Raw genomic sequence first — 23,415 nt, 5'->3', positions numbered from 1 at the left:
CTCCGGCGGCGCACGCCGCCAGCGATCGCGCGCGGGCGGAGCCCGGCCTGGCCGCGCAGCGCCTTTTCGCCAGCCCGTCCGCGCGGCGCCTGGCGCGCACGCTGGGGGTGGACCTGCACGCGCTTGCGGGCAGCGGGCCCAATGGCCGCATCGTAAGGGTGGATATCGAAAACGCGGCCGGATCGCCGGCGCCCATGCCGGCGGCGGAACCCGCCGCCATCGCGCCGGTTCCCGCCGGGGGCGCGCTGCGGCCGCACACACCCATGCGCGCCACCATCGCGCGCCGTCTCGTCCAGTCCAAGCAGCAGGTTCCGCATTTCTACCTTACGGTGGACTGCCGCATGGACGCGGCGATGGCCGCCCGCGCCGCGCTGAATGCGCGCGGCCAGGCCGCGCCCGAGCCCGTGCGCCATTCGCTGAACGACCTGCTGGCGATGGCGGTGGCGCGCGCGGTCAGGCAGACTCCGGCCATCAATGCGCAATGGACGGAAGAGGGCATCGCGCAGCTCGGCCAGGTGGACCTGAGCATCGCCGTGGCGCTGGAATCCGGCCTGATCACGCCCATCGTGCGCAATGCCGACAGGAAGTCCCTGCGCGAGATCTCCGCGGAGATCGCGCAACTGGCCGAGCAGGCGCGGCGCGGCCGGCTGCACCCCGAACAATACGAAGGCGGAAGCCTGACGCTGTCGAACCTGGGCATGTATGGCGTGCGTGAATTCGCCGCCATCGTCAACCCGCCGCAAAGCGCCATCCTGGCCGCGGGCGCGGTGACCCGGCAGCCGGTGGTCGACGGAGACGAGATCCGCATCGGCCACGTCATGAGCCTGACCCTGTCGGCCGACCACCGGGTGGTGGACGGCGCGGCGGGCGCGCAGTTCCTGAAAGCCGTGAAACAGCTACTGGAGAATCCCATCGAACTGATTCTCTAGCAGCCTGGACGAAGTCCAGGCAGCGTCCACGCATCAGGGCTAGGTGGACCGCGAACGGCGCACAGACCGATGGCGGCGGCAAGACGAAGCACCATTACTTAAAGTCTGGAGACAACGGAATGAAAATGCAGAAGCAGCTTTCCCGCATTGCCTGCGCGGCCGCGTTCGCGGCCATGGCCCAGGGCGCGTGGGCGCAGGCCGACATCAAGATCGGCTACAACAGCGACATGTCCGCCAGCGGCTCGGCCGACTTCGGCGTGTCGGCGCTGTCGGGGGCCAGGCAGGCCGCCGAGGAGATCAACGCGGCCGGCGGCGTCCTGGGGCGAAAACTGGTCATCGTGCCGCGCGATGACGTGGGCTCGCCGCCCAAATCCATCCAGAACGCCAACGAGCTGGTGGACAACGAGAAGGTCGTCGCCATGCTGGGCGGGGTGAACTCCGGCAACATGCTGGCCTGGCTGCACATCGTGCAGCAGAAGAAGGTGCCGACGATTTCGCCGTCCGCCACCGCCACCGAGATCACCAACCGCTACAGCAAGGAACCGGCCAACTACATCTTCCGCGTGTCCATGCGCGACCTGGACCAGATCACGCTGCTGGCCGCCTACGCGGCCCGCGCCACGAAGAACAAGAAGGTCGCCATCATCGCCGACACCACCGGCTACGGGCAGCAGGGCGCCAAGGACGCCGCGCACGTGCTCGGCCTGTACGGCATCACGCCGGTGGCCAACGAGAAGTTCGGTCCGAAGGACACGGACATGTCGTCGCAGTTGAACAAGATCAAGGCCGCCGGGGCGGACACCGTCATCGTCTATGCGCTGGCGGATGCCAATGGCCACCTGATGCGCAGCCAGGAAAAGATCAATTACTTCCCCGTCACGCTGGGCTCTTGGGCCAACCTCAGCCCTCCGTTCCTGCGCATCGCGGGGCCGGAACTGGCCAAGAAGATGATCTTCACGGCGTCCATCACGGAAGACTCCACGCCGCAGTCGCGGGCGCTCTATGACGCGATCATGAAGAAGGAAGGCAAGCTGCCCACCTACGTGTTCGCGGCGCACGCCTACGATTCGGTCAAGATCCTGGCGGCGGCCATGACGCAGGCCCAGTCCACGGAAGGCGAAAAAGTGCAGCAGGCGCTGGACGGACTGGGCAAGGTCGACGGCGTGATCAAGTCCTACGCGCCGGCCTTCTCCAAGGAAAACCACGAGGCATTGTCGTACCGGGACTTCCGCCTGGTGCGCTGGATCGACGGCAAGGTGGTCACGGTGGACGACGAGGTCAGCCGCGGCATCAAGCCGGATGAACTCAAGCAATAGGCAAACCGGCGGGCGCCGGCCCCGCGGTCAGGGCTGGCGCTTGCTCAGGTGGTTGACGAAGAGCTTGGCCGCGGTGGGCAGCGCGTCGAACGCCCGCACGCAGATCTGGATCTGGCGCCTGGCCCAGGGTTCCGACAGCGGGATGATGCGGATGTCGAACATGACCGAGTAGCGGCGGGCGATGTCCACGGGCAGCACGCCGATCCCCAGGCCGGAATTCACCATGAAGCACAGTGCGTCGAAACCGGTGACCTGCACCTTGAGCTGGATGTTGCGTTTTTCGTCGCTGGCGGCGTTGGACAGGATGCGGTTGATGGCGCTGCCGCGGTGCAGCCCCACGAAGTCATGTTCGAGCGCGTCGGCGAAGCGGAAGCCGGGCCTGTCCTGCAAGGGATGGCCGGCGGGCACGACGAGCGCCAGCGTGTCCTCGCGGTAGGGATAGATCTCCACGTCGTGGTCGGGCGCGGTGCCCGAGAAAATGCCCACGTCCGCGGCGTTCTCGGCCACCGACTTGATGATGGTCGAGGAGATCTTCTCTTCCAGGTCTACCTGGACGTTGGGGTAGTCGTTCAGGAAGAGCTTGATGTCCTGGGGCAGGAACTGGGTGATGGCGGAGATGTTGGCGTGCACCCGGATGAAGCCGCGCAGGCCGCGCGAATAGTCCCGCATGTGCACGGAAATTTCATCCAGCTCGTGCAGGGCGCGCCGCGCCATGGTGGACAGCGCGATGCCGGCCGGTGTCGGGCGGATGCCCTTGTTGGTGCGGATCAGCAGCCGGATCTTGAGGTTTTCTTCCAGTTCGCTGATGCGCTTGCTGATGGCCGCCGCGGCGATGTGCTCGTGTTCGGCCGCCGCCGCGATGGTGCCCTGCTCGACCACGCTGATGAAAAGCTTGAGGGAGGTGGGATCGAGGCGCATGGCGGGACGGACGGAAAAAACGGACGAGACGGCCCATTGTAGCCAAGCGCGGCCCCGTCATCGCGAACGGCGATGGCGGCATCGCTAATGACTGCTGTTGCGGAGGCTGCCGCCAGGGCTATCCTCCCCAAAAAATTCGCTCCGCCCCAGCGCGGACGGCGCGAAACACGATGGATGGAGCGCGAGACAAATGAATCTGCAGAATAGCCAGTTGCTGCGGCAGCAGGCGTACATTGGTGGCACCTGGTGCGATGCCGACGGCGGGGCCACCATCACGGTGCGCAATCCCTTCGACGCGAGCGTGCTGGGCACGGTGCCCAACCTGGGCCGGGCCGAGACGGCGCGTGCCATCGCGGCTGCCGATGCCGCCCTGCCGGCCTGGCGGGCCAGAACCGGCAAAGAGCGCGGCGCCATCCTGCGCAAATGGCATGCGCTGATCGAAGCCCATGCCGACGACCTGGCGCTGCTGCTGACCCTGGAGCAGGGCAAGCCGCTGGCCGAGGCGCGCGGAGAACTGAACTACGCGCTGTCGTTCGTGGAATGGTTCGCGGAAGAGGCCAAGCGCGTCTATGGCGACGTGCTTCCGCACACCCGCGGCGACCAGCGCATGCTGGCCATCCGCCAGCCCGTGGGCGTGTGCGCGGCCATCATCGCCTGGAACTTCCCGTCGGCCCTGGTCACGCGCAAGGTCAGCCCGGCGCTGGCGGCCGGCTGCACGGTGGTGCTCAAGCCGTCCGAACTGACCCCGTTCACCGCGCTGGCGCTGGCCTGGCTGGGCGAGCAGGCCGGCATTCCGCCCGGCGTGCTCAACGTCGTCATTGGCGACCCGGCGCCCATCGGCACGGAACTGACCCAGAACCCCACGGTGCGCAAGCTGACGTTCACCGGCTCCACGCAGACCGGCCGCCTGCTGATGGAGCAAAGCGCATCCAACATCAAGAAGCTGTCGCTGGAACTGGGCGGCAACGCGCCCTTCATCGTGTTCGAGGACGCCGACCTGGACGAAGCGGTGCAGGGGCTGGTGCTGTCCAAGTTCCGCAACGCCGGGCAGACCTGCGTCTGCGCCAACCGCGTCTACGTCCACGCCAGCGTGGCCGACGCGTTCAATGAGAAGCTGCTGGCGGAGATCCGCCGCATGAAGGTGGGCGGCGGTCTGGAAGAGGGCGTCACGCAAGGGCCGCTGATCGATCAGCGCGCCGTGGACAAGGTGACGCGCCTGGTGGCCGACGCCACGGCGAACGGCGCGGCGCTGCTGGCGGGCGGCAAGCTGCGCGCGCCGGGCACGCTGCTGTACGAGCCCACGCTGCTTGCCGGCATCACGGACGCCATGGATCTGGCGCACGAAGAGATCTTCGGTCCGGTCGTGGGCATCAGCACGTTCGAGTCCGAAGCCGCCGTGCTGGCGCGCGCCAACGACAGCGCCTCGGGCCTGGCCGCCTATTTCTACACCGCCAACCTGGAGCGGGTGTGGCGCATGATGGAAGGCCTGGAATACGGCATCGTCGGCGTGAATACCGGCGCCGTGTCCAACGAGGTCGGGCCGTTCGGCGGCATCAAGGAGTCGGGCGTGGGACGCGAAGGATCCAAGTACGGCATCGAAGAGTTCCTGGAAATCAAGTACGTCTGCCTCGCCGGCAAGTCGTTCAACGCGATCCCCTGACGCCTGCGGACCCCGACATGAGCCAAGCACAGCAGCCTTCCGTCCGCGACGCGGACCCGTTCGATTACGTGATCGTGGGTTCCGGCGCGGCCGGCGCCATCCTGGCCAACCGCCTGAGCGCCGACGGCGCCACGGTCTGCGTGCTGGAGGCCGGGCCGCCGGACAACAGCCCCTTCCTGCACATCCCGGCGGGCTTCATCAAGGCGGTGTTCAACAAGAAGTACGCCTGGCAGTTCTCGAGCGAAGGCACGGCGCAGACCAACGGCCGGCGCGTGCCCATCCCGCAGGGGCGCACGCTGGGCGGCTCCACCTCCATCAACGGCCTGGTCTACAACCGTGGCCAGGCGGCGGACTTCGACCACTGGGCGGCGCTGGGCAACACCGGCTGGTCCTATGAAGAGGTGCTGCCGTACTTCAAGTCCATGGAGCGCCGCGCGGGCGGCGACGACCGCTACCGCGGCCGCCAGGGCGAACTGCCCGTCACGGACATCGACTGGATCCATCCGCTGTGCGAGGCCTTCATCGCCGGCGCGGTGGAGCAGGGCATCCCCCGCAATCCCGACTACAACGGCGCCGAGCAGGCCGGCGTGGGCTACTTCCAGCGCACCATCGACCGCGGCTGGCGCATGAGCACGGCCAAGTGCTTTCTGAAGCCGGCCATGGCCCGCAAGAACCTGGAAGTGCGCACCTATGCCCAGGCCACGCGTATTCTGTTCGAGGGCGCCAAGGCGGTGGGCGTGGCGTACTGCCACCCCGCGCATCCCTCGCAGGTCCGCGCCGTGCGCGCGCGCCGCGAAGTGATCGTGTCCTGCGGCGCCATCAATACGCCCAAGCTGCTGCAGTTGTCCGGCCTGGGGCCGGCCGACCTCCTGCGCCAGCACAACATCGAAGTAGTGCGCGACCTGCCGGGCGTGGGCGAAAACCTGAGCGACCACTATTCCGTGCGCGTCGTCGCCCGGGTGAAGAACAGCCAGACCATGAACCAACTGGTCAAGGGCCTGAACCTGGCCGGCCAGATCAGCCGCTGGCTGATGAAGCGGCCCAGCATCATGGCGCTGAGTCCGTCGCTGCTGCACTATTTCTGGAAGTCCACCCCTGAACTGACGGCGCCCGACCTGCAAGGCGTCTTCACGCCCGCCAGCTACAAGGAAGGCTACGTGGGCATGCTGGACGATTTTCCCGGCATGACCGCGGGCGTGTGGCAGCACCGGCCGGAAAGCCGCGGCCAGGTGCGCATTGGCTCGGCCGACCCGCTGCAGGATCCCGTCATCCTGGCCAATTACCTGGAAAACGAGGGCGACCAGCGGACCCTGGTGCGCGGCATCCGCCTGGCGCGCCAGTTGCTGCGTTCGCAGGCCCTGTCGCCGTACTTCGACAGCGAGGTCCTGCCGGGCCCGCTGTGCGAATCCGATTCCGAGCTGCTGGATTTCGCGCGCCGCTATGGCGTGTCGTCCTATCACGTCAACGGCACGGCCCGCATGGGGCAGGCCGGGGACAAGTACGCGGTGGTCGACCCCCAACTGCGCGTGCACGGCATCCAGAACCTGCGCGTCATCGATTCGTCGGTAATGCCAGCCATGCCTTCGGCCAATATCTGCGCGGCCACCATGATGATCGGCAACAAGGCCGCCGACCTGATCAAGCAATCCTGAAAAACCAGTCAGCGGTCACTCCAGTGATCCAGAAGGAGACAACGTGAGTATCAAGCACTTTCCCAAGACGATGAAGGCCCTGCTGCTGGCGGCGGCGCTTGCGGGCGCCAGCGGCGCCGCGCTGGCCGACGACATCAAGATCGGCTTCAACAGCGACATGTCGGCCACCGGCTCGGCGGACTTCGGCATTTCGGCGCTGGCCGGCGCGCGCCAGGCGGCCGAGGAGCTGAACGCCGCCGGCGGTGTGCTGGGCAAGAAAGTCGTCATCGTCGAACGCGACGACGTGGGCGCGCCGCCCAAGGCCATCCAGAACACCAACGAGCTGGTGGACAACGTCAAGGTCAATGCCATGCTGGGCGGGGTGAACTCCGGCAACATGCTGGCCTGGCTGCACATCGTGCAGCAGAAGAAGATCCCGACGATCTCGCCCGTGGCCACCGCCACCGACATCACCGGCCGCTACGCCAAGTCGCCGCCGAACTACGTGTTCCGCGTGTCCATGCGCGACCGCGACCAGATCGCGCTGCTGGCCGCCTACGCCGCCCGCGCCAGCAAGACCGGCAAGATCGCCGTCATCGCCGATACCACCGGCTATGGGCAGCAGGGCGCCAAGGACGCGGTCGAGATCCTGGGCCTGCACAAGATCACGCCCGTGGCCAACGAGAAGTTCGGCCCGAAGGACACGGACATGTCCTCGCAGTTGAACAAGATCAAGAGCTCGGGCGCCGACACGCTGATCGTCTACGCGCTGGCGGATTCCAACGCGCACGTCATGCGCAGCCTGGAAAAGATCAACTACTTCCCGACCACGCTGGCTTCCTGGGCCAACCTGAGTTCGCCGTTCCTGCGCATCGCCGGGCCGGAACTCGCCAAGAAGATGATCTTCACCGCGTCCATCACCGAGGATTCCACGCCGGAATCCAAGGCGCTGTACGACACGCTGATGAAGCGCGACGGCCGCCTGCCGACCTATGTGATGGCCGCGCAGGCCTATGACTCGGTCAAGCTGATCGCCGCCGCCATGGAGCAGGCCAAGTCGACCGACGGCGAGGCGGTGCAGGGCGCGCTGCAGAACCTGGCGCAGGCCAAGGGCGTGATCAAGAACTACGAGAAGCCGTTCTCGGCGGACAACCACGAAGCGCTGTCGGTGAAGGACTTCCGCCTGGTGCGCTGGATCGACGGCAAGGTGGTGTCGGTGGACGATGAATTCACGCGCGCCATCACGCCGGACGATCTGAAGCTGTAAGTCAGCCGGCAGACGCCGCGCATCGAGAAGGATCTCTCCCCGAAGGCGTCGCGACGCCTTCGGGGAGTCGTCAAAAGGGGGGCATCCAGCATGCAAATACTACAAGCCATCCTGAGCGGACTGGCCATGGGCAGCGTCTACGCCCTGGTCGCGTTCGGGTTCAGCATCACTTACACCACGACCAAGACGTTCAACTTCGGGCAGGGCGCATTCCTGGCGCTGGCCGGCCTGATCGGCATCAGCGCCATCCTGCTGGTCACCCAGGGCAAGCTGATCGGGTTTCCCAATCCCGAGGACGTCACCTGGGGCACGTTCCTGTTCGCCCTGCTGGCCGCGATGCTGATATTGAGCCTGCTGGGCTACGTGCTCTACATCACCGCCATCCGCCACTTCGTCGGCGAGGCGGGGCTGTCGTGGGTCATGAGCACGATCGGCTTCGGCATCATCATCCAGAACCTGGCGCTGCTGATCTGGGGCCCCGCGCCCATCGCGCTGGCCTCGCCGCTGGGCGAGGGCATCATCACGGTCTTCGGCACGGGCGTGCGGCCCCAGGAGATCCTGGTGTTCGGGACCACACTGGTGCTGATGATCGTGTTCGACTGGGCGCTGCACAAGACCAAGATGGGCAAGGCGGTGCGCGCGGTGGCGTTCAGCAAGACCACCGCCAGCCTGATGGGCATCAACGCCAACGCCGTGGCGGTGGCGGTGTTCGCGATCAGTTCGGCGCTGGCCGCGATCGCCGGCGTGATGGTGGCGCCGATCGCGACCGCTTCCGTGTTCGTCGGCACCCTGCTGTCGCTCAAGGCGTTCTCGGCCGCCATCCTGGGCGGCCTGGAGAACCCGCGCGGCTGCATCTTCGGCGGCTTCCTGATCGGGCTGCTGGAATCGCTGATTGGCCTCTGGTATTCGAACCTCCGCGAGATCGCGGTGTTCGCGCTGATCATCGTCGTGCTGTACTTCCGCCCGGCCGGCATTCTCGGCCGCGTGCACGCGGAGAAAGTATGAAGCTCCCCAAAATCCTCATTCCCCTGGTCATCGCCGCGCTCGTGGTGGGCTTCGCCTATTCGGGCCTGAACGATTTCTATCTGCTGATCCTGTTCAACATCGGGGTCTATTACATCGCCGCGACCGGCTTCAACATCCTGGTCGGGCAGACCGGCCAGAAGTCGCTGGGCCACGCGGGCCTGTTCGGCGTGGGCGCCTACACGGTGGCGCTGCTGACGGTGAACTACCAGGTAAACCCGTGGCTGGCGCTGGCCTGCGCGGCGGTCGTGTCGGCCGTCTTCGGCGTCGCGATCGCGATTCCCGCGCTGAAGGTAAAGGGCCCCAGCCTGGCCATGGTGACGATCGCCTTCGGCCTGCTGATCGAAAAGATCGTGTCCGAATGGACCGAAGTGTTCAAGGGACAGGAAGGCTTCTACGGCATCACCGGGCTGACCTTCAACGGCGCCACGCTGGACGGCCGCCAGTGGGTCGTGGTGGTCGTGGCGATCGGGCTGGCGCTGCATGCCATGACGTCCCTGCTGCTCAATGGCCGCTTCGGCCGCGGCTTCGCCGCCGTGCGCACTTCGGAAATCGCGGCCGAGAGCGTGGGCATCAGCGTCTACCGCTTCAAGATCCTGGCGTTTGCCATCAGCGCCATCACCTGCGGCATCGCCGGCGGCCTCGTGGCGCAGCAGAACCAGTACATCAACTCCGACTTCGTCAACTTCAACCTGTCGGTGTTCTTCCTGGTGCTGGTGCTGTTCGGCGGCCGCACGCCGGGCGGGTCGTTCCTGGGCGCGGTGGTGCTGACGGTGATCGACGCCATGCTGGCGCGCTGGCCGGAAGTGCAGCATTTCGCCTATGGCCTGATCCTGCTGTTCGCGCTGTACGCCATGCCCGAAGGGCTGGCGGGCCTGCTGGCGAAGGTGCTGCCCAGGCGCGGTCAGCGCGCGGCCCTGGCCGCCGAGGCCCGCCCCGACGACTGGAAGCCGGCGCCTCCCGCCGTGCGCGGCGGCGCCGCGGCCGGTTTCCTGGAGGTGAAAGACCTGTACAAGGCCTTCGGCGGGGTCGTTCCCACCAACAAAGTGTCGTTCGCGCTGGAACAGGGCGCCGTCGTGTCGCTGATCGGCCCCAACGGCGCCGGCAAGACCACCACGTTGAATCTGTTGTCGGGATTGGTGGTGCCGGACTCCGGCAGCATCCGGTTCAAGGGCCGGCAACTGGTGGGCCAGTCGCCCAACGAGATCGCCGCCTCCGGCATCGGCCGCACGTTCCAGAACCTCAAGCTGTTCGACGGCCTGAGCGCGCTGGAAAACGTGATGGTGGGCTTCTACCGGGTGCAGAAATCCAGCTTCTTCTCGAACCTGCTGGGCCTGCCCGGCAGCCTCGAAGAAGAACGGCGCATTCGCCGGCAGGCCTTCGGCATCCTGAAGTTCTTCGAACTGGACCGCTATGCCGACGACGCCGCCAACAGCCTGCCCTACGGCCTGCAGCGCCGGCTGGAAATCGCCCGCGCGGTGGCGGCCATGCCCGACCTGCTGCTGCTGGACGAGCCCGCCGCCGGCCTGAACCCGGCCGAGACGGACCAGCTCACCGAACTGATCGTGAAGCTCAAGGACATGGGCCTGACCATCCTGCTGATCGAGCACCACATGGACCTGGTCATGGCGATTTCCGACCACATCGTCGTGCTGGACTACGGGGTGAAGATCGCCTCCGGCTTGCCGAACCACATCCAGGAGAACCCGAAAGTCATCGAGGCCTACCTGGGCGCGCCCGCATAGGAGACGGCAATGAGCCGATTACTGGACATCAAGAACCTGGCGGTCAGCTACGGCGCCGTCAATGCCCTGAAGCAGGTGTCGCTGCACGTGGACACGAACGAGATCGTGACCATCATCGGCGGCAACGGCGCGGGCAAGAGCACGATGATGCGCGCTTTGTCGGGCATCGAGAAATCCACCGGCGAGATCGCGTTCGCCGGGCAGGACCTGGGCGGCATCAGCGCGCACAAGCGAGTGGGGCTGGGCATCGCGCACGTCCCCGAGGGGCGCCAGGTGTTCCCGGACCAGTCGGTCCATGACAACCTGATGCTGGGCGCGTTCCTGCGCAAGGAAACGCCGGCGGAACTGGCGGGAGAGATCGAGAGCTGCTTCGCGATGTTCCCGCGCCTGAAAGAGCGCCGGGACCAGTACGCGGGCACGCTGTCGGGCGGCGAGCAGCAGATGCTGGCCATCTGCCGCGCCCTGATGAGCAAGCCGCGCATTCTGATGCTGGACGAACCGTCCCTGGGCCTGGCGCCGCTGATCGTGGCCGAGATCTTCAAGATCATCAAGTCGCTGAAAGAACGCGGCATGACGATCCTGCTGGTCGAGCAGATGGCCAACCAGGCGCTGGCGATCTCGGACCGCGCGTATGTCCTGGAAGTGGGCTCCATCGTGATGGAGGGCACGGGCCAGGAGTTGTTGGCCAGCGAGCGCGTGCGCGAGGCCTATCTGGGAAAACACAAGAGCTGACGAGGCAATCATGTCATCCAAACCATTGAGCGGGATCCGCGTGCTGGAACTGGGCCAGTTGATCGCCGGGCCGTTCGCCGCCAAGATGCTGGGCGAATTCGGCGCCGAGGTGATCAAGATCGAACCGCCCGGCAAGGGCGACCCGCTGCGCAACTGGCGCCTGATCCACGACGGCACCTCCGTCTGGTGGCAGGTGCAGTCGCGCAACAAGAAGTCGGTCAGCCTGGACCTGCGCAAGCCGGAGGCGCAGGACCTGATCCGCGCCCTGGTCAAGGACATCGACGTGGTGGTCGAGAACTTCAAGCCCGGCACCATGGAAGCCTGGGGCCTGGGCTGGGAAGAACTGCGGGCCATCAATCCGCGGCTGGTGATGCTGCGCGTGTCGGGCTACGGCCAGACCGGCCCGTACCGCGACCTGCCCGGCTTCGGCGCCATCGGCGAGGCCATGGGCGGCCTGCGCCACCTGAGCGGGGAACCCGGCCGCACGCCGGTGCGGGTGGGGATTTCCATCGGCGATTCGCTGTCGGCGCTGCATGGCGTCATCGGCATCCTGCTGGCGCTGCGCGCGCGCGACCAGAACGGCGCCGGCCAGATGATCGACGTGGCGCTGTACGAATCCGTCTTCAACATGATGGAGAGCCTGCTGCCGGAGTACGCCGTGTTCGGCGAGATCCGCCAGCCGGCCGGCAGCAGCCTGCCGGGCATCGCGCCCAGCAACGCCTACCGCTGCCAGGACAACAAATACGTGCTGATCGCCGGCAACGGCGACAGCATCTTCAAGCGCCTGATGGGTGTGATCGGCCGGCCCGACCTGGCCGAGGCGCCGGAGCTGGCGAACAACGCCGGACGCGTGAAGCACGTGGTCATGCTGGACGACGCCATCTCGGCATGGACGGGCCAGCATCCGCTGGACCTGGTGCTGGATCGCCTGAACGAGGGGCAGATTCCGGCCGGCAAGATCTACGACGTGGCCGATATCGCGGCCGACCCGCACTACCAGGCGCGCGGCATGATCCTGGACGGCGCGCTGCCCGACGGCACGCCGGTCAAGCTGCCGGGCATCGTGCCCAAGCTGTCCGAGACGCCGGGCGAGGTGCGCAGCGCCGCGCCCGCCCTGGGCCAGGACACCGACGAGGTGCTTGCCGGCCTGGGCATCGGCGAAGCGCAGCGCGGCGATTGGCGCGCGCGCGGCATCATCTGAAGGGAACGACCATGAGCGAACCGAACGCGAGCCGCAAGCGGCTGTACATCCAGGAGGTCGCGCCGCGCGACGGCTTCCAGAACGAAAAGCAGTTCATCGAGACCCAGGACAAGATCGCTTTCATCAACCGGCTGTCCGGCAGCGGCTACGCCAAGATCGAGGCCACGTCGTTCACCTCGCCCAAGGCGATTCCCGCGCTGCGCGACGCCGAGATCGTGATGCACGAGATCGAGCGCAACCCGGACGTCGTCTACACGGTGCTGGTGCCCAACGTGCGCGGCGCGCAGCGGGCGCTGGAATGCAAGGTGGACGAGGTCAACCTGGTGATGTCCGTCAGCGAGACCCACAACCGCGCCAACCTGCGCATGACGCGGGAGCAGTCGTTCGAGCAGTTGAGCGACGTGGTCAGCGCGGTGCGCGGCAGCCGGGTCGCAGTGAACGTGTCCCTGTCCACGGTGTTCGGCTGCCCCATGGAGGGCGACATCAACGCGTTCGAGGTGTTCGAACTGGTGGGGCGCTTCGCCGCGCTGGGCGTGGACGGCGTGACCCTGTGCGACACGACGGGCATGGCCTATCCGACGCAGGTGGAGAAGATCGGCCGCGAAGTCCGCAGGCTGTTTCCCGGCCTGACGACCACCATGCATTTCCACAATACGCGCGGCATGGCGCTGGCCAACACGCTGGCGGCGATCGCGGCGGGCATCGACCGTTTCGACGCGTCGCTGGGCGGCCTGGGCGGTTGCCCCTACGCGCCGGGCGCCAGCGGCAACGTCTGCACCGAAGACCTGGTGCACATGCTCGAACTGATGGGCTACGACACCGGCGTGGACCTGCCGGGCATCCTCGGCGTGACGGCCACGCTGCCCGGGCTGGTGGGCCACGACATCCCCAGCCAGATCCTGAAGGCCGGCCCGCGCCTGACCCTGCATCCGGCGCCCGACTTCAACGCCTGAACCCGGGCGGCGGCCCCGGCGGTTGTGCTATTTTCCTGGCATGCCGCCCGGTCCGGAGTCCGCCATGTTGAAGTTCGCCGCCAATCTTTCGATGATGTACCCGGAACACGCGTTCCTGGACCGCTACGCGGCCGCCGCGGCGGACGGGTTCGCGGGCGTGGAATGCATGTTCCCCTACGAGGCGCCGGCCGCCTTCGTGCGCGAACGCATGGACGCGGCGGGCGTGGCGCAGGTGCTCTTCAACGCGCCGCCGGGCGTCGCCGGCCGCGGCGAGCGCGGGCTGGCGGCCTTGCCCGGCCGCCAGGCGGAATTCCAGGCCGGGATCGAACAGGCGCTGTCCTACGCCACCGCGCTGGCCTGCCCGAACGTCCACGTGATGGCGGGCCTGGTGCCGGACGGCGCGTCGCGGCAGGCCATGCTGGACTGCTATCGCGCAAACCTGGACTGGGCCGCGCGCGAGGCGCGCTCGGCCGGGGTCACCCTGCTGATCGAACCCATCAACACGCGCGACATCCCCGGCTACTTCCTGAACCGCCAGGACGAGGCGCATGCCGTCGTGCAGGCGGTCAATGCGCCCAACCTGAAGGTGCAGATGGACCTGTACCACTGCCAGATCGTCGAGGGCGACGTCACCACCAGGCTGCGCCAGTACCTGCCCACCGGGCGGGTCGGCCACCTGCAGATCGCCGGCGTGCCGCTGCGCCAGGAGCCGGACCGCGGCGAACTGGATTACGGCTGGGTGTTCGGGGTGCTGCGCGAATTGCAGTACGCCGGCTGGATCGGCTGCGAATACCGCCCGGCGGGCGGCACCTCCGCCGGCTTGCGCTGGCTGGCGGCCGCCCGCGCCTGAGCGCGGCGCCGAAGCCGCATTCCCGGTTTTCCCCGTGCTTTCCCTGTGTTCCCGGCCCGGCCAGAAATAGTTAATATGTTAATTAAATAGGAACGCGAGGAGACCGCGACATGTTCAAAGGCATCGTGCAGGGCGTCCTGCTGGCGGCGGCGCTGGCCGGCGCTTCGGCTGTTTCCGCGCCGGCCGCGGCCGCCGGATATCCGGACCGGCCGATCCGCTGGCTGGTTCCTTTCAGCGCGGGCGGCGGCAGCGACCTCGCCACCCGCATCGTCGCCAGGCACGTGGGCGACACGCTGGGGCAGGCGGTGGTGGTCGAGAACCGCCCGGGCGCCGCCACCATCGTCGCGGCGCAGGAAACCGTCCGCGCCGCGCCGGACGGCTATACGGTGCTGACGGCGGGGATGAGCACGCTGGCGCTGAACCCGTGGCTGTACGGCAAGCTGCCCTACGATCCGCAGAAGGACCTGACCCCGGTTTCCACGCTGGTCTCGTTGCCCATCGTGCTGGTCGTGGCGCCCGATTCCTCCCTGCATACCCTGGCGGACGTGAAGGGCTACCTGAAGCGCGACCAGCCGGGCAGTTATGCGTCCCTGGGCGTGGGCAGCCCCCATCATCTGGCCATGGAACTGTTCCTGGAAACCATCCAGGGCCGGGCCACGGCCATCCCGTACAAGGGCACGCCGCCGGCCCTGCAGGACGTGGCCTCGGGCGTGGTGCCGATGATGATGGCCGACCTGGCCGCCGCGCGCCCGCTGATCCAGGCGGGCAGGCTGCGCGCCATCGCCGTGCCGGCCGCAAGGCGCTCGTCGCAGTTGCCGGACGTGCCGACCTTCGCCGAGGCGGGCGGCCCGGCGTTCGAGGCCGCGGCATGGCAAGGCGTGGTCGCGCCGGCCGGCACTCCGGCCGACGTGGTCGAGACGCTGAGCCGGGCCATCGTCCAGGCGCTGCGCTCGCCGGAAGTGGTGAAGCAACTGACCCTGCAGGGCATGGAGCCCACCGGCAGCTCGCCGCGGGCGTTCGCGGGCTACGCGCGTGAAGAGTATGAGCGCTGGGGCGCCGTCATCCGCAGCAAGCGCATTTCGGCGGATTGACCGCCTGCGTAACAGCCGCCGCAAGGTGTAACGGACACGTTCCGCCCGGCGGCGCAGGCGTACGATAAAGCCATGTCGATCCTGCCTGCCAGACCAGGAAGGAGCATGTCATGTCTTTGATCGTAGCAGCCCGATTCGAGGGCTTCGAAGCGGCCCAGGCCGCGGCCCGGCGCCTGTCCTCCGGCGGTTTTCCGGACTGGGACATCAACATCTTCTACGTGAATCCGGCCGGCGAGCATGGCCGCTATCCCTGGGGTGGCGACCGCCGTTCCGACCCGGACTCGGGCCGCGCCGACATGGGCGCCTTCCTGGGCGCAGGCGGCATGGGGGCGGGGTTCGCGGTATTCGGCGGGTTCGTGATGTCGGAACTCAGCGATTCCACGCCGCTGGTCCTGGCGGCGGCGGGCGTGGGCGCCTACCTGGGCTCGCTGTTCGGCGCGCTTTGGGTGACGGGCCACGGCACTACCCTGCATGGCCACTTCAATCCCGATTCGCATGCCGAGATCCGCCAGGCCGGCGTCATGGTGGCGGTGCGCACGCGCCCGCAACGCGAAATGCTGGCGTGCCGCATCCTGCGCGACACCGGCGGGGCCGACGTGGAGCACGCCAACGGCCGCTGGCGCAACAACCACTGGGAAGACTTCGATCCGCTGGCGCCGCCGCAGCGGGAAGTGGGCTTCGGCTGAAGCCGGTGTCTGACACCCGTGGGAGACGCGCTTCAGTTTGTACTGGCGTCTCAGGGGTGTCAGGCACCTCAGTCCAGCGCTGGCGCGGGCAGCTTGCGGTCGCGCCGGGCCGTGGCGGCGCAGCCGGCGGATGCCACGATGATGCCGCAGATGGCCAGCCATTGCGTCTTGTCCAGGTGCTCGTTCAGCACGAGCACGCCCGCCAGCGCGCCCATGGCGGGTTCCATGCTGAGGAGCACGCCGAAGGTTTTTTGCGGCAAGCGCTTCAGGGCCACCATCTCCAGCGAATAGGGCAGGGCGCTGGACAGGATGCCGACCGCGATGCCGGCCAGGATCAGCTTGGGATCCAGCAAGGCCGCGCCGGCATGCGCCGCGCCGATGGGCAGCGCCACCAGGGTGGCCGCCGTCAGGCCCAGCGAGGTCGCCTGCCCGCCATGCACATTGCCGGCAATCTTGCCGAAGATGATGTAGAGCGCCCAGCACACCGCCGCGCCCAGCGCGTAGGCGATGCCGGCGGGGTCCAGGTCGTGCACCGACTGGCCCGTGGGAATCAGCAGCACCAGCCCGGCCGCGGCGCAGGCGATCCAGACGAAGTCGATGGCGCGGCGCGACAGCGCGACGGCCAGCGTCAGCGGCCCGGTGAACTCGATCGCGATGGCCACCCCCAGCGGCAGCGTGCGCAGGGCCATGTAGAACAGCAGGTTCATGCAGGCCAGCGTCACCCCGTACAGCGCGATCTTGCCCGCGTCCCGGCGCGTCAGGGGGAAGCGCCACGGACGCCAGATCGCCAGCAGGATCAGCGCGCCGATGGCGATGCGGTAGGCGGTCGTGCCCTGGGCGCCCACGAACGGGAAGAGCGACTTGGCGAACGAAGTGCCGATGCACAGCGAGGCCATCGCGCCGATCAGCGACAGCGTGGGGAGCAGGGTGGAGGACGAAGCGTTGCGTCCGGGATTCAGGGTTGCGGCAGTCATGATTCAGGGTGGGAAAGCGTGGGGCGGCCGGTCCGGGCAGAGGCGTCAGGCCGCCAGGGTTTCGGCGGTGGAGTACAGCACATACAGCGCCAGGCCGACCATGACGGCGCCCAGCAGGCCTTGCTGCATCCGCAGGAACCACGGATTGCGGCCGACCCATCCGCGGATGCGCGACGCGCCGTAGGCGAAGCAACTGCCGTAGGGCAGGCTTAGTATCTTCATCGTGATGCCCAGCACCAGCATCTGGATCCAGACCGGCCCGTTGTCCGGCGCGGTGAACTGCGGCAGGAAGGCGATCATGAAGAGCAGCACCTTGGGGTTCAGCAGGTTCGTCGTGAATCCCTGCCAGAACGCGTCGCGCGCGTCGCCCGGGCGCGCGGCCAGCGACACTTCGGCCGAGCGGGCGCAGCGGACGATCGCCTTGACGCCCAGATAGCCCAGGTACAGGCCGCCGGTAGCCTTGATCCCCATGAATAGCGAGGGAAATGCCCGCAGCACCGAGGCCAGCCCCAGCACCACCGCCGGCACCTGGATGAATCCGGCCGCGACGTTGCCGAGCACGCTGTGGAAGGCCGGCCGGAAACCCTGGGTCATGCCCCGCGAAAGGGTAAGCGCCATGTCGGGGCCGGGCGTGAGCTTGAGCGCCGCGTCGGCGGCGAGGAATAGCAGGAAAAGCTGGAGTGACGGCATGATACGGGGAGGCGGCCTGTCCGCGGCGCGGGCAGAGGGCTCTGGGGCAGGCCCTAGTGTAAGCAGGCCGGCTGATTTATTCCTGCATCCCGGGGCGGCGGAATGAAGTTTCCCGTCGAAATGGGGTCGGATTCCGCCGCCGCCCGGCTTAGAATCGGTGGCCGGGCCGGCGCGGCCCGCATCCAACACGTTCCGAGACCCTTATGGAACTAGACGATTTCGACCTTCAGATCCTGCAAAGCCTGCAGGAAGACAACCAGCGCACCAGCCAGGAAGTGGCGCAGCGCGTGAACCTGTCGCCGGTGTCCTGCCTGCGCCGCATGAAGCGGCTGCGCGAGTCCGGGGTGGTGCTGGGCGACGTATCCGTGGTGGACCCGGCCGCCGTGGGGCGGGGAATCATGATGGTCGTGCTGGTGACCCTGGAAAGCGAGCGCGCCGACAAGCTGGACCATTTCAAGCGCGCGATGCTGGGCGCGCCGGAGATCATGCAGTGCCTGTCGGTCACCGGCGAGGTCGATTTCGTGCTGACCCTCACCATGCGGGACATGGACGAGTACGAGGTGTTCGCCCAGCGCCATTTCTGGGGCAACCCCAACGTCAAGCGTTTTTCCACGCTGGTCGTGATGAACCGGGCCAAGTATGGAATGACGGTGCCGGTGTCTACATCGGCTTGAGGCCCAGTTCCCGGATCATCCGCCGGTACTTGGAGACCTGGTTGGCCGCATAGGCGTCGGCGTCCTGCTGGCTCATCGGCTGCAGCAGCAGGCGCCCTTCGGCCTCCATCCGTTGGCGCAGGTCGGGCTGCTCCAGCGCGTGGCCCACCGCAAGCCGCAAGGTGGAGACTTCCGCGGCCGGGGTGTCCTGGCGCACGTAGTAGCCGCCGGCGATTGTGTAGACGAAGTCGGGAATCGTCTTGCTTTGCGAAATCAGCGGCAGCCTGGATAGCGGCGCGGGCAGCTTGTCCGAGAAGCTGGTCAGGATCTTCAACTGCTGCTGTGCCGCCATCCCTTCCATCGCCTGCTGATACGGCAGGACGGCGAAATCGACCTGCCGTCCGATCAGGTCCTGCAACGCCGGCGCCCCGCCGCGATAGGGCACGTGCAGGAATTCCGCGCCCACGCGCCGCCCCAGGTACTCGGTCATGATGTGATACAGCGAGCCCACGCCGACGCTGCCGAACGTCAGGGGGCTGGCGCCGGGGCGCTTGGCGTAGGCGATGAATTCGTCGACGTTCGACACGGGCAGGTCGGCGCGCGCCAACAGCACGATGGTCGCTTCGCTGATGGGCTGGGCCAGGCGGAAATCCTCGGGTTTGTAATGGGCCGCCGCGTTCAGGAACGGGCTGAGAATGACCTCATTGGCCGACCCATGCAGGAAGGTATAGCCGTCGGGCGGGCTCGTCAGGACGCGGCGCGCGCCCAGCATGCCGGCTCCGCCGCCCACGTTTTCCACGATGACTTGCTGCTTCAGCGCATTGGCGATATGCACGCCGAACTGCCGCGCGGAGGCGTCGCTGGCGCCGCCGGCGGGGTACGGCACGATCAGGCTCAGCGGCTTCCTGGCCGGATAGTCCGTGGCGTGCGCCAGCGGGACGGCGGCGCACGCCGCCAGGAAAATGGCGGCCGCCCGGGCCGGTAGGTTCCAACGCATGCTGCTTCTCCCTTGTTTCGTCTGTTCGAAGGCAGCCGGCCGTCAGGCCGGACTGTGCCATGCAGTCTAGGCAGCGGCGCTTGCCGGCATCAATGACGGGGAGGGCGCTGGATCATTGCGAAATCTGCATCGATGCGCGACCGGCTTAGGTGCGGCCGGCTTCCAGGGCGGGAAACGTCTTCAGAATGTGGCGCAGCATGCTGGCGGTGGCGGGCGGCAGATGGCGGCCCGCCAAGGTAATGACGTGGGTGCGGCTGTTGTTCAGGATGGGGTTGGCCAGCGGCAGCGACACCAATTGACGGAACTGCGGGCCCTTCAGCGGCATCGATAGCGGATTCACGACATAGCCCAGCCCTTGGCCGGCGAACTCCCACAGGATCTTGAAGGAATTGGTCAGCAGCGCGGGCTTGAGCTTGACGTTCTCGTCAAGCTCCGCCGCCTGGATGTGCTGGCGTACGCCGAACGATTCGTCCATGGCCGCCCAGCCGTGGGGCGCCAGGTCCGACAGCCGCAAGGCCCGGTTCGCGCGCGCCAGCGGATGGTCTTTGTGCACGTGCACGCGCATCGGCGCCGCGCGCGAATAGTGCGAACGCAGTCGCACATCGTTCGGCGGCTGGAAGGCCACCGCGATCTGCGCGCGCTCTTCCACGATGCAACGCACGGTCTCATTGGTGCCGGCCACGTGGATGTCGTAGGTAATGTCGGGGTGTGCGCGCACAAAGGAAAGCAGCATGGGTTCCAGCAGCATGTCGACGAAACCCTCGCCCAGCGCCAGCTCGACGTGGCCGCGCGTGGCGCTCTTGAGGTTGTTGACCTCGGCCTGGAAGGATTCGTTCAGGTCTTGCTGGCGGCGCGCGAACAGCGCCATCAGCCGCCCGGCATCCGTGGGCACGACGCCGCGGCCGCGGCGCTCCAGCAAGGTCAGGCCCGTCTCCGCTTCCAGCCTGGCGACGGCGCGGCTTATCGCGGACGGGTCGGTTTGCAGCACGTCGGCGGCGGCGCGCAATGACCCGGTCTCGATGACCTGCAGCAGACATTGCGTCCGCTTGAATTCCAGAACGTTGTCCATGCTTGTTCGTTTCCCGGCCTCGCTTCCGATGCGCGCAATCAAACGTTGCAAAAACCGCATCAATAAAGGGTGATCGTTGCTATCGAGTTTGTACCCGCGCGTGTCTATAGTCGTAAGCCGTATTTCCCCCAGGCCCGTCCTATGGAGACACCGCCCCATGGCTATCGTCGAGTCCCCCCTCAGTCCTGAATTGCTGCGCCAGATGCGCGACTGGCGCCGCGATCTGCACGCGCACCCGGAAACGGCGTTCTGCGAATTCCGCACGGCCGATCTGGTGGCCCGCGAGCTGGAGCGCGCGGGGGCGGCGGTGCATCGCGGCCTGGGCGGCACGGGCGTGGTGGGAACGCTGACGCGCGGAGCGGGGCCGACGATCGGCCTGCGCGCCGACATGGACGCGCTGGACATGCAGGAGCTGGGCGAGGTGACCCACCGCTCGACCATCGCCGGCAAGATGCATGGTTGCGGCCATGACGGCCATACCGCCATGCTGCTGGGGGCGGCCCATCACCTGGCTCGGGACCCAGGGTGGCGCGGCACGTTGCGCTTCATTTTCCAGCCCGCCGAAGAACATGCGGGCGGGGGCCTGGCCATGGTGCGCGACGGCCTGTTCGACAAGTTTCCGTGCGACGCCGTGTATGCGCTGCACAATTCGCCCAATCTGCCGTTCGGCGCGGTGTCCACGCGCGTGGGCACCGTCATGGCCAATTGCGACACCTACGAGATCTCCGTGACCGGCAAGGGCTGCCACGCGGCGCAGCCTGAGCATGGGGTCGACCCTATCGTGGCGGCGGCGCAGGTCGTGAGCGCGATGCAGACCATCGTCAGCCGGAACGTGAAGGCGACCGATGCGCTGGTGCTGAGCCTCACGCAGATCCACGCGGGCGATACCTGGAATGTCGTGCCCAACAGTGTTCTGCTGCGCGGAAGCTGCCGCACGCTGACCGCCGCCACGCGCGACCTGGCGGAGCGCCGGCTGCGCGAAGTGTGCGCAGGGGTGGCCACGACCTCGGGCGCCTCGGTCGACGTGCAGTATTTCCGCGGCTATCCGGCTTGCGTCAATACCGAGGCCGAGGTCCGGCTGGCCGCCCGGGCGGCTGCGCGGGTAGTGGGGCCGGAGCGGGTGGACACGGCCTGCACGCCGCGCATGGGGTCGGAAGACTTCGCCTACATGCTGGAACAGCGGCCGGGCGCCTATGTATTCGTGGGGGCGGCCCGCGCCGGCGACAATCCGCCTGTGCACAACCCGTACTACGACTTCAACGACGACATCCTGCCATTGGGGGCGCATTACTGGGTGGCGCTTGTAAAAGAGGCCATGCCGGCATGAGTCACCCGGCCCGCCGGAACGGGCGGCCGGGCCGCGACATCCAATCCCATATGCAAGCGGCGTTTCGCGCCATCCCGGCGCGCCGCCCCGCCTGCACGCATTGCTTCGGGAGATGAGATGAAAGCGATTCGGACAACATGGCTCTGCGCCCTGGTCCTGGCCGGCGCCGGCGCGTTCGCGCACGGCAACGGACCGACGGACCCGCAGATCGCGGCCATCGTCGTGGTGGCCAACCGGGTGGACGTCGATGCCGGCAAGCTGGCGCAGGAAAAATCCGGCACGAAAGACGTCAAGGAATTCGCCGCGCTGATGGTGGCCGACCATACGGCCGTGAACCGCGCCGCCGGCGAACTGGTCCAGAAGCTCAAGGTCACGCCCGAGGCGAATGCGACCAGCGACAGCCTGCAACAGGGAGGCGACAAGAACCTTGCCACGCTCAAGGGCCTGAGCGGGGCGGCGTTCGACAAGGCCTACGTCGACCACGAAGTGGCCTATCACGAAGCGGTGATCGAGGCGCTGGACAAGACCCTGATCCCGAGCGCGCACAATGCCGAGCTGAAGGCTTTGCTGGTCAAGGTCCGGCCCGCCTTCATCGCGCATCTGGAGCATGCCAGGCAGTTGCAGAAGAGGCTTGCCGGTGACTAGGCCGGCCTTGTCCGCGGCGTGGCGGCGCGCCGGCGCCGCCGCCGCCGCCCTTTGCGCGGGCCTGGCCCTGGCGGGCGCCTCGGCGCGCCCCGCGGACGATACGCCTGACGCGAAGGCGGCCGAGCATATCGTGGCCATCGAGGGCATGCGGTTCGTCCCGGCCACGCTGACCGCCAGGCGCGGAGACCGGGTGACGTGGATCAACCGGGACCTGGTGCCGCACACGGCCACCGCGCTTTCCCGGACATTCGATTCCGGCGCCATCGCGGCCGGCGCGTCGTGGACCTACACTGTCGGCGAGGCGGGCAGCATCGCATACACCTGCCTGTTCCATCCGGCCATGCAGGGAACCCTGGTTGCGCAGTGACGAGGCGGAGGTTGGGCTCATGACGACAGCGGCAATGCTGGCCGAAGAGAATGACGTGGCGCTGGCGCGCCGCATTGCGGCGGGCGAGGAGGCCGCGTTCGAGTCGATGATGCGCCGCCACAACCGGCGGCTCTACCGCCTGGCGCGCGCCACCCTGCGCAACGACGCCGACGCCGAAGACGCCTTGCAGGAGGCATACCTGGCGGCGTATCGCTCCATCGCCCGGTTCCGCGGCGACTCCTCGCTCTTCACCTGGCTGTCGAGGCTGGTGCTGAACGAATGCTTCGGCCGGCTCCGCAAGCACGGGCGCCGCGAGGCGCTGTGCCCGATGGCCGGCGACATAGAGGACGAGGCAGACGCGATGACCATCAACGACTTCGATCCGCCCTACCACGCCGCGGCGCGCTCGCAGCTACGCACCCTGCTGGAGGCGAAGCTGGACGCCTTGCCGGCCTCGTTCCGGACCGTATTCGTGCTGCGCTCGGTCGAGGAATTGTCCGTGGAGGAAACCGCGCATTGCCTGGGCATCCCCGAGGCGACGGTGCGCAGCAGGCATTTCCGCGCCAATGCGCTGTTGCGCGAGTCGTTGTCGCGTGAAATCGACGTGACGGAGAAGAGCCTGTTCGAGTTCGATGGAGACGATTGCGACCGGATGGTGGCGGCGACGCTGGCGCGGTTGAGGGGGTGAGCC

General features: G+C 67.5%; 23 protein-coding genes. 18 read left to right on the top strand and 5 right to left on the bottom strand.

Annotation, left to right across the window (positions count from 1 at the left end; genetic code table 11):
- Both AVE30378_RS28370 and AVE30378_RS28365 read left to right on the top strand, forming a co-directional pair.
- Positions 1-929: dihydrolipoamide acetyltransferase family protein (locus AVE30378_RS28370; protein WP_165360334.1), on the top strand; the 929-nt coding region annotated here is incomplete at its 5' end.
- Positions 930-1,048: 119 nt separating this feature from the next.
- On the top strand, positions 1,049-2,245 hold the full coding sequence (locus tag AVE30378_RS28365) for an ABC transporter substrate-binding protein (protein WP_129245943.1): 1,197 nt from the start codon (positions 1,049-1,051) through the stop codon (positions 2,243-2,245).
- Between the two features lie 27 nt (positions 2,246-2,272).
- Here the strand turns inward: AVE30378_RS28365 and AVE30378_RS28360 are convergent, their stop codons facing one another.
- A complete protein-coding gene (locus AVE30378_RS28360) occupies positions 2,273-3,163 on the bottom strand; it encodes a LysR family transcriptional regulator (RefSeq protein ID WP_129245941.1) in 891 nt (296 codons plus the stop codon).
- A gap of 190 nt (positions 3,164-3,353) precedes the next feature.
- Here AVE30378_RS28360 and AVE30378_RS28355 point away from each other — a divergent pair, with 190 nt between their 5' ends.
- The 11 genes from AVE30378_RS28355 (at position 3,354) to AVE30378_RS28305 (ending at position 16,002) form a co-directional block, all read left to right on the top strand.
- Positions 3,354-4,823 (top strand): NAD-dependent succinate-semialdehyde dehydrogenase, encoded by a 1,470-nt coding sequence (locus AVE30378_RS28355; RefSeq protein ID WP_129245939.1) that lies wholly within the window; start codon positions 3,354-3,356, stop codon positions 4,821-4,823.
- 17 nt (positions 4,824-4,840) lie between these two features.
- Complete coding sequence (locus AVE30378_RS28350; RefSeq protein WP_129245937.1) at positions 4,841-6,475, top strand: GMC family oxidoreductase; 1,635 nt, start codon at positions 4,841-4,843, stop codon at positions 6,473-6,475.
- Between the two features lie 43 nt (positions 6,476-6,518).
- Entirely contained in the window at positions 6,519-7,721 is a 1,203-nt protein-coding gene (locus AVE30378_RS28345; RefSeq protein WP_129245935.1) for an ABC transporter substrate-binding protein, read from the top strand.
- Positions 7,722-7,811: 90 nt separating this feature from the next.
- Positions 7,812-8,726 carry a branched-chain amino acid ABC transporter permease gene (locus AVE30378_RS28340; protein ID WP_129245933.1) on the top strand — a complete coding sequence of 305 codons (915 nt, stop codon included), beginning with the start codon at positions 7,812-7,814 and terminating at the stop codon, positions 8,724-8,726.
- The gene (locus AVE30378_RS28335) at positions 8,723-10,489 is read left to right on the top strand and encodes a branched-chain amino acid ABC transporter ATP-binding protein/permease (protein WP_129245931.1); all 1,767 of its coding nucleotides are present in this window, start codon (positions 8,723-8,725) and stop codon (positions 10,487-10,489) included. Before AVE30378_RS28340 ends, AVE30378_RS28335 begins: the two co-directional genes overlap by 4 nt.
- 9 nt (positions 10,490-10,498) lie before the next feature.
- On the top strand, positions 10,499-11,221 hold the full coding sequence (locus tag AVE30378_RS28330) for an ABC transporter ATP-binding protein (RefSeq protein WP_129245929.1): 723 nt from the start codon (positions 10,499-10,501) through the stop codon (positions 11,219-11,221).
- A gap of 10 nt (positions 11,222-11,231) precedes the next feature.
- Positions 11,232-12,422: a CaiB/BaiF CoA transferase family protein gene (locus AVE30378_RS28325; protein WP_129245927.1), complete on the top strand. Its 1,191-nt coding sequence runs from the start codon at positions 11,232-11,234 to the stop codon at positions 12,420-12,422.
- An 11-nt stretch (positions 12,423-12,433) separates the two neighbouring features.
- Positions 12,434-13,375, top strand: coding sequence for a hydroxymethylglutaryl-CoA lyase (locus AVE30378_RS28320; protein ID WP_129245925.1), 942 nt, complete (start codon positions 12,434-12,436; stop codon positions 13,373-13,375).
- Between the two features lie 64 nt (positions 13,376-13,439).
- Complete coding sequence (otnI, locus tag AVE30378_RS28315; RefSeq protein ID WP_129245923.1) at positions 13,440-14,225, top strand: 2-oxo-tetronate isomerase; 786 nt, start codon at positions 13,440-13,442, stop codon at positions 14,223-14,225.
- 110 nt (positions 14,226-14,335) lie between these two features.
- Positions 14,336-15,316 carry a Bug family tripartite tricarboxylate transporter substrate binding protein gene (locus tag AVE30378_RS28310; protein WP_129245921.1) on the top strand — a complete coding sequence of 327 codons (981 nt, stop codon included), beginning with the start codon at positions 14,336-14,338 and terminating at the stop codon, positions 15,314-15,316.
- Between the two features lie 110 nt (positions 15,317-15,426).
- A complete protein-coding gene (locus AVE30378_RS28305) occupies positions 15,427-16,002 on the top strand; it encodes a hypothetical protein (protein ID WP_129245919.1) in 576 nt (191 codons plus the stop codon).
- 68 nt (positions 16,003-16,070) lie between these two features.
- Here the strand turns inward: AVE30378_RS28305 and AVE30378_RS28300 are convergent, their stop codons facing one another.
- Complete coding sequence (locus tag AVE30378_RS28300; protein ID WP_129245917.1) at positions 16,071-16,976, bottom strand: EamA family transporter; 906 nt, start codon at positions 16,974-16,976, stop codon at positions 16,071-16,073.
- A gap of 45 nt (positions 16,977-17,021) precedes the next feature.
- Positions 17,022-17,666, bottom strand: coding sequence for a LysE family translocator (locus AVE30378_RS28295; RefSeq protein ID WP_129245915.1), 645 nt, complete (start codon positions 17,664-17,666; stop codon positions 17,022-17,024).
- 203 nt (positions 17,667-17,869) lie between these two features.
- Here AVE30378_RS28295 and AVE30378_RS28290 point away from each other — a divergent pair, with 203 nt between their 5' ends.
- Complete coding sequence (locus AVE30378_RS28290; RefSeq protein WP_129245913.1) at positions 17,870-18,340, top strand: Lrp/AsnC family transcriptional regulator; 471 nt, start codon at positions 17,870-17,872, stop codon at positions 18,338-18,340.
- On the opposite strand, the gene AVE30378_RS28285 is transcribed toward AVE30378_RS28290, so the two are convergent.
- Both AVE30378_RS28285 and AVE30378_RS28280 read right to left on the bottom strand, forming a co-directional pair.
- On the bottom strand, positions 18,327-19,316 hold the full coding sequence (locus AVE30378_RS28285) for a Bug family tripartite tricarboxylate transporter substrate binding protein (protein ID WP_129245911.1): 990 nt from the start codon (positions 19,314-19,316) through the stop codon (positions 18,327-18,329). The genes AVE30378_RS28290 and AVE30378_RS28285 overlap by 14 nt on opposite strands.
- A 145-nt stretch (positions 19,317-19,461) precedes the next feature.
- Entirely contained in the window at positions 19,462-20,385 is a 924-nt protein-coding gene (locus AVE30378_RS28280) for a LysR family transcriptional regulator (protein ID WP_129245910.1), read from the bottom strand.
- Positions 20,386-20,542: 157 nt separating this feature from the next.
- Here AVE30378_RS28280 and AVE30378_RS28275 point away from each other — a divergent pair, with 157 nt between their 5' ends.
- The 4 genes from AVE30378_RS28275 (at position 20,543) to AVE30378_RS28260 (ending at position 23,412) form a co-directional block, all read left to right on the top strand.
- Positions 20,543-21,712 (top strand): M20 aminoacylase family protein, encoded by a 1,170-nt coding sequence (locus tag AVE30378_RS28275; protein ID WP_129245908.1) that lies wholly within the window; start codon positions 20,543-20,545, stop codon positions 21,710-21,712.
- A 117-nt stretch (positions 21,713-21,829) separates the two neighbouring features.
- Positions 21,830-22,357 carry a DUF4142 domain-containing protein gene (locus tag AVE30378_RS28270; protein ID WP_129245906.1) on the top strand — a complete coding sequence of 176 codons (528 nt, stop codon included), beginning with the start codon at positions 21,830-21,832 and terminating at the stop codon, positions 22,355-22,357.
- Positions 22,350-22,724, top strand: a complete 375-nt coding sequence (locus tag AVE30378_RS32920) for a cupredoxin domain-containing protein (protein ID WP_341868052.1) — start codon at positions 22,350-22,352, stop codon at positions 22,722-22,724. Before AVE30378_RS28270 ends, AVE30378_RS32920 begins: the two co-directional genes overlap by 8 nt.
- A gap of 19 nt (positions 22,725-22,743) precedes the next feature.
- Positions 22,744-23,412, top strand: a complete 669-nt coding sequence (locus tag AVE30378_RS28260) for an RNA polymerase sigma factor (RefSeq protein ID WP_129245904.1) — start codon at positions 22,744-22,746, stop codon at positions 23,410-23,412.
- The last annotated feature ends 3 nt before the right edge of the window (positions 23,413-23,415 follow it).

It is taken from the genome of Achromobacter veterisilvae (assembly GCF_900496975.1).
Classification (GTDB): domain Bacteria; phylum Pseudomonadota; class Gammaproteobacteria; order Burkholderiales; family Burkholderiaceae_B; genus Achromobacter; species Achromobacter veterisilvae.
This window is presented reverse-complemented; position numbering and strand designations above follow the sequence as displayed.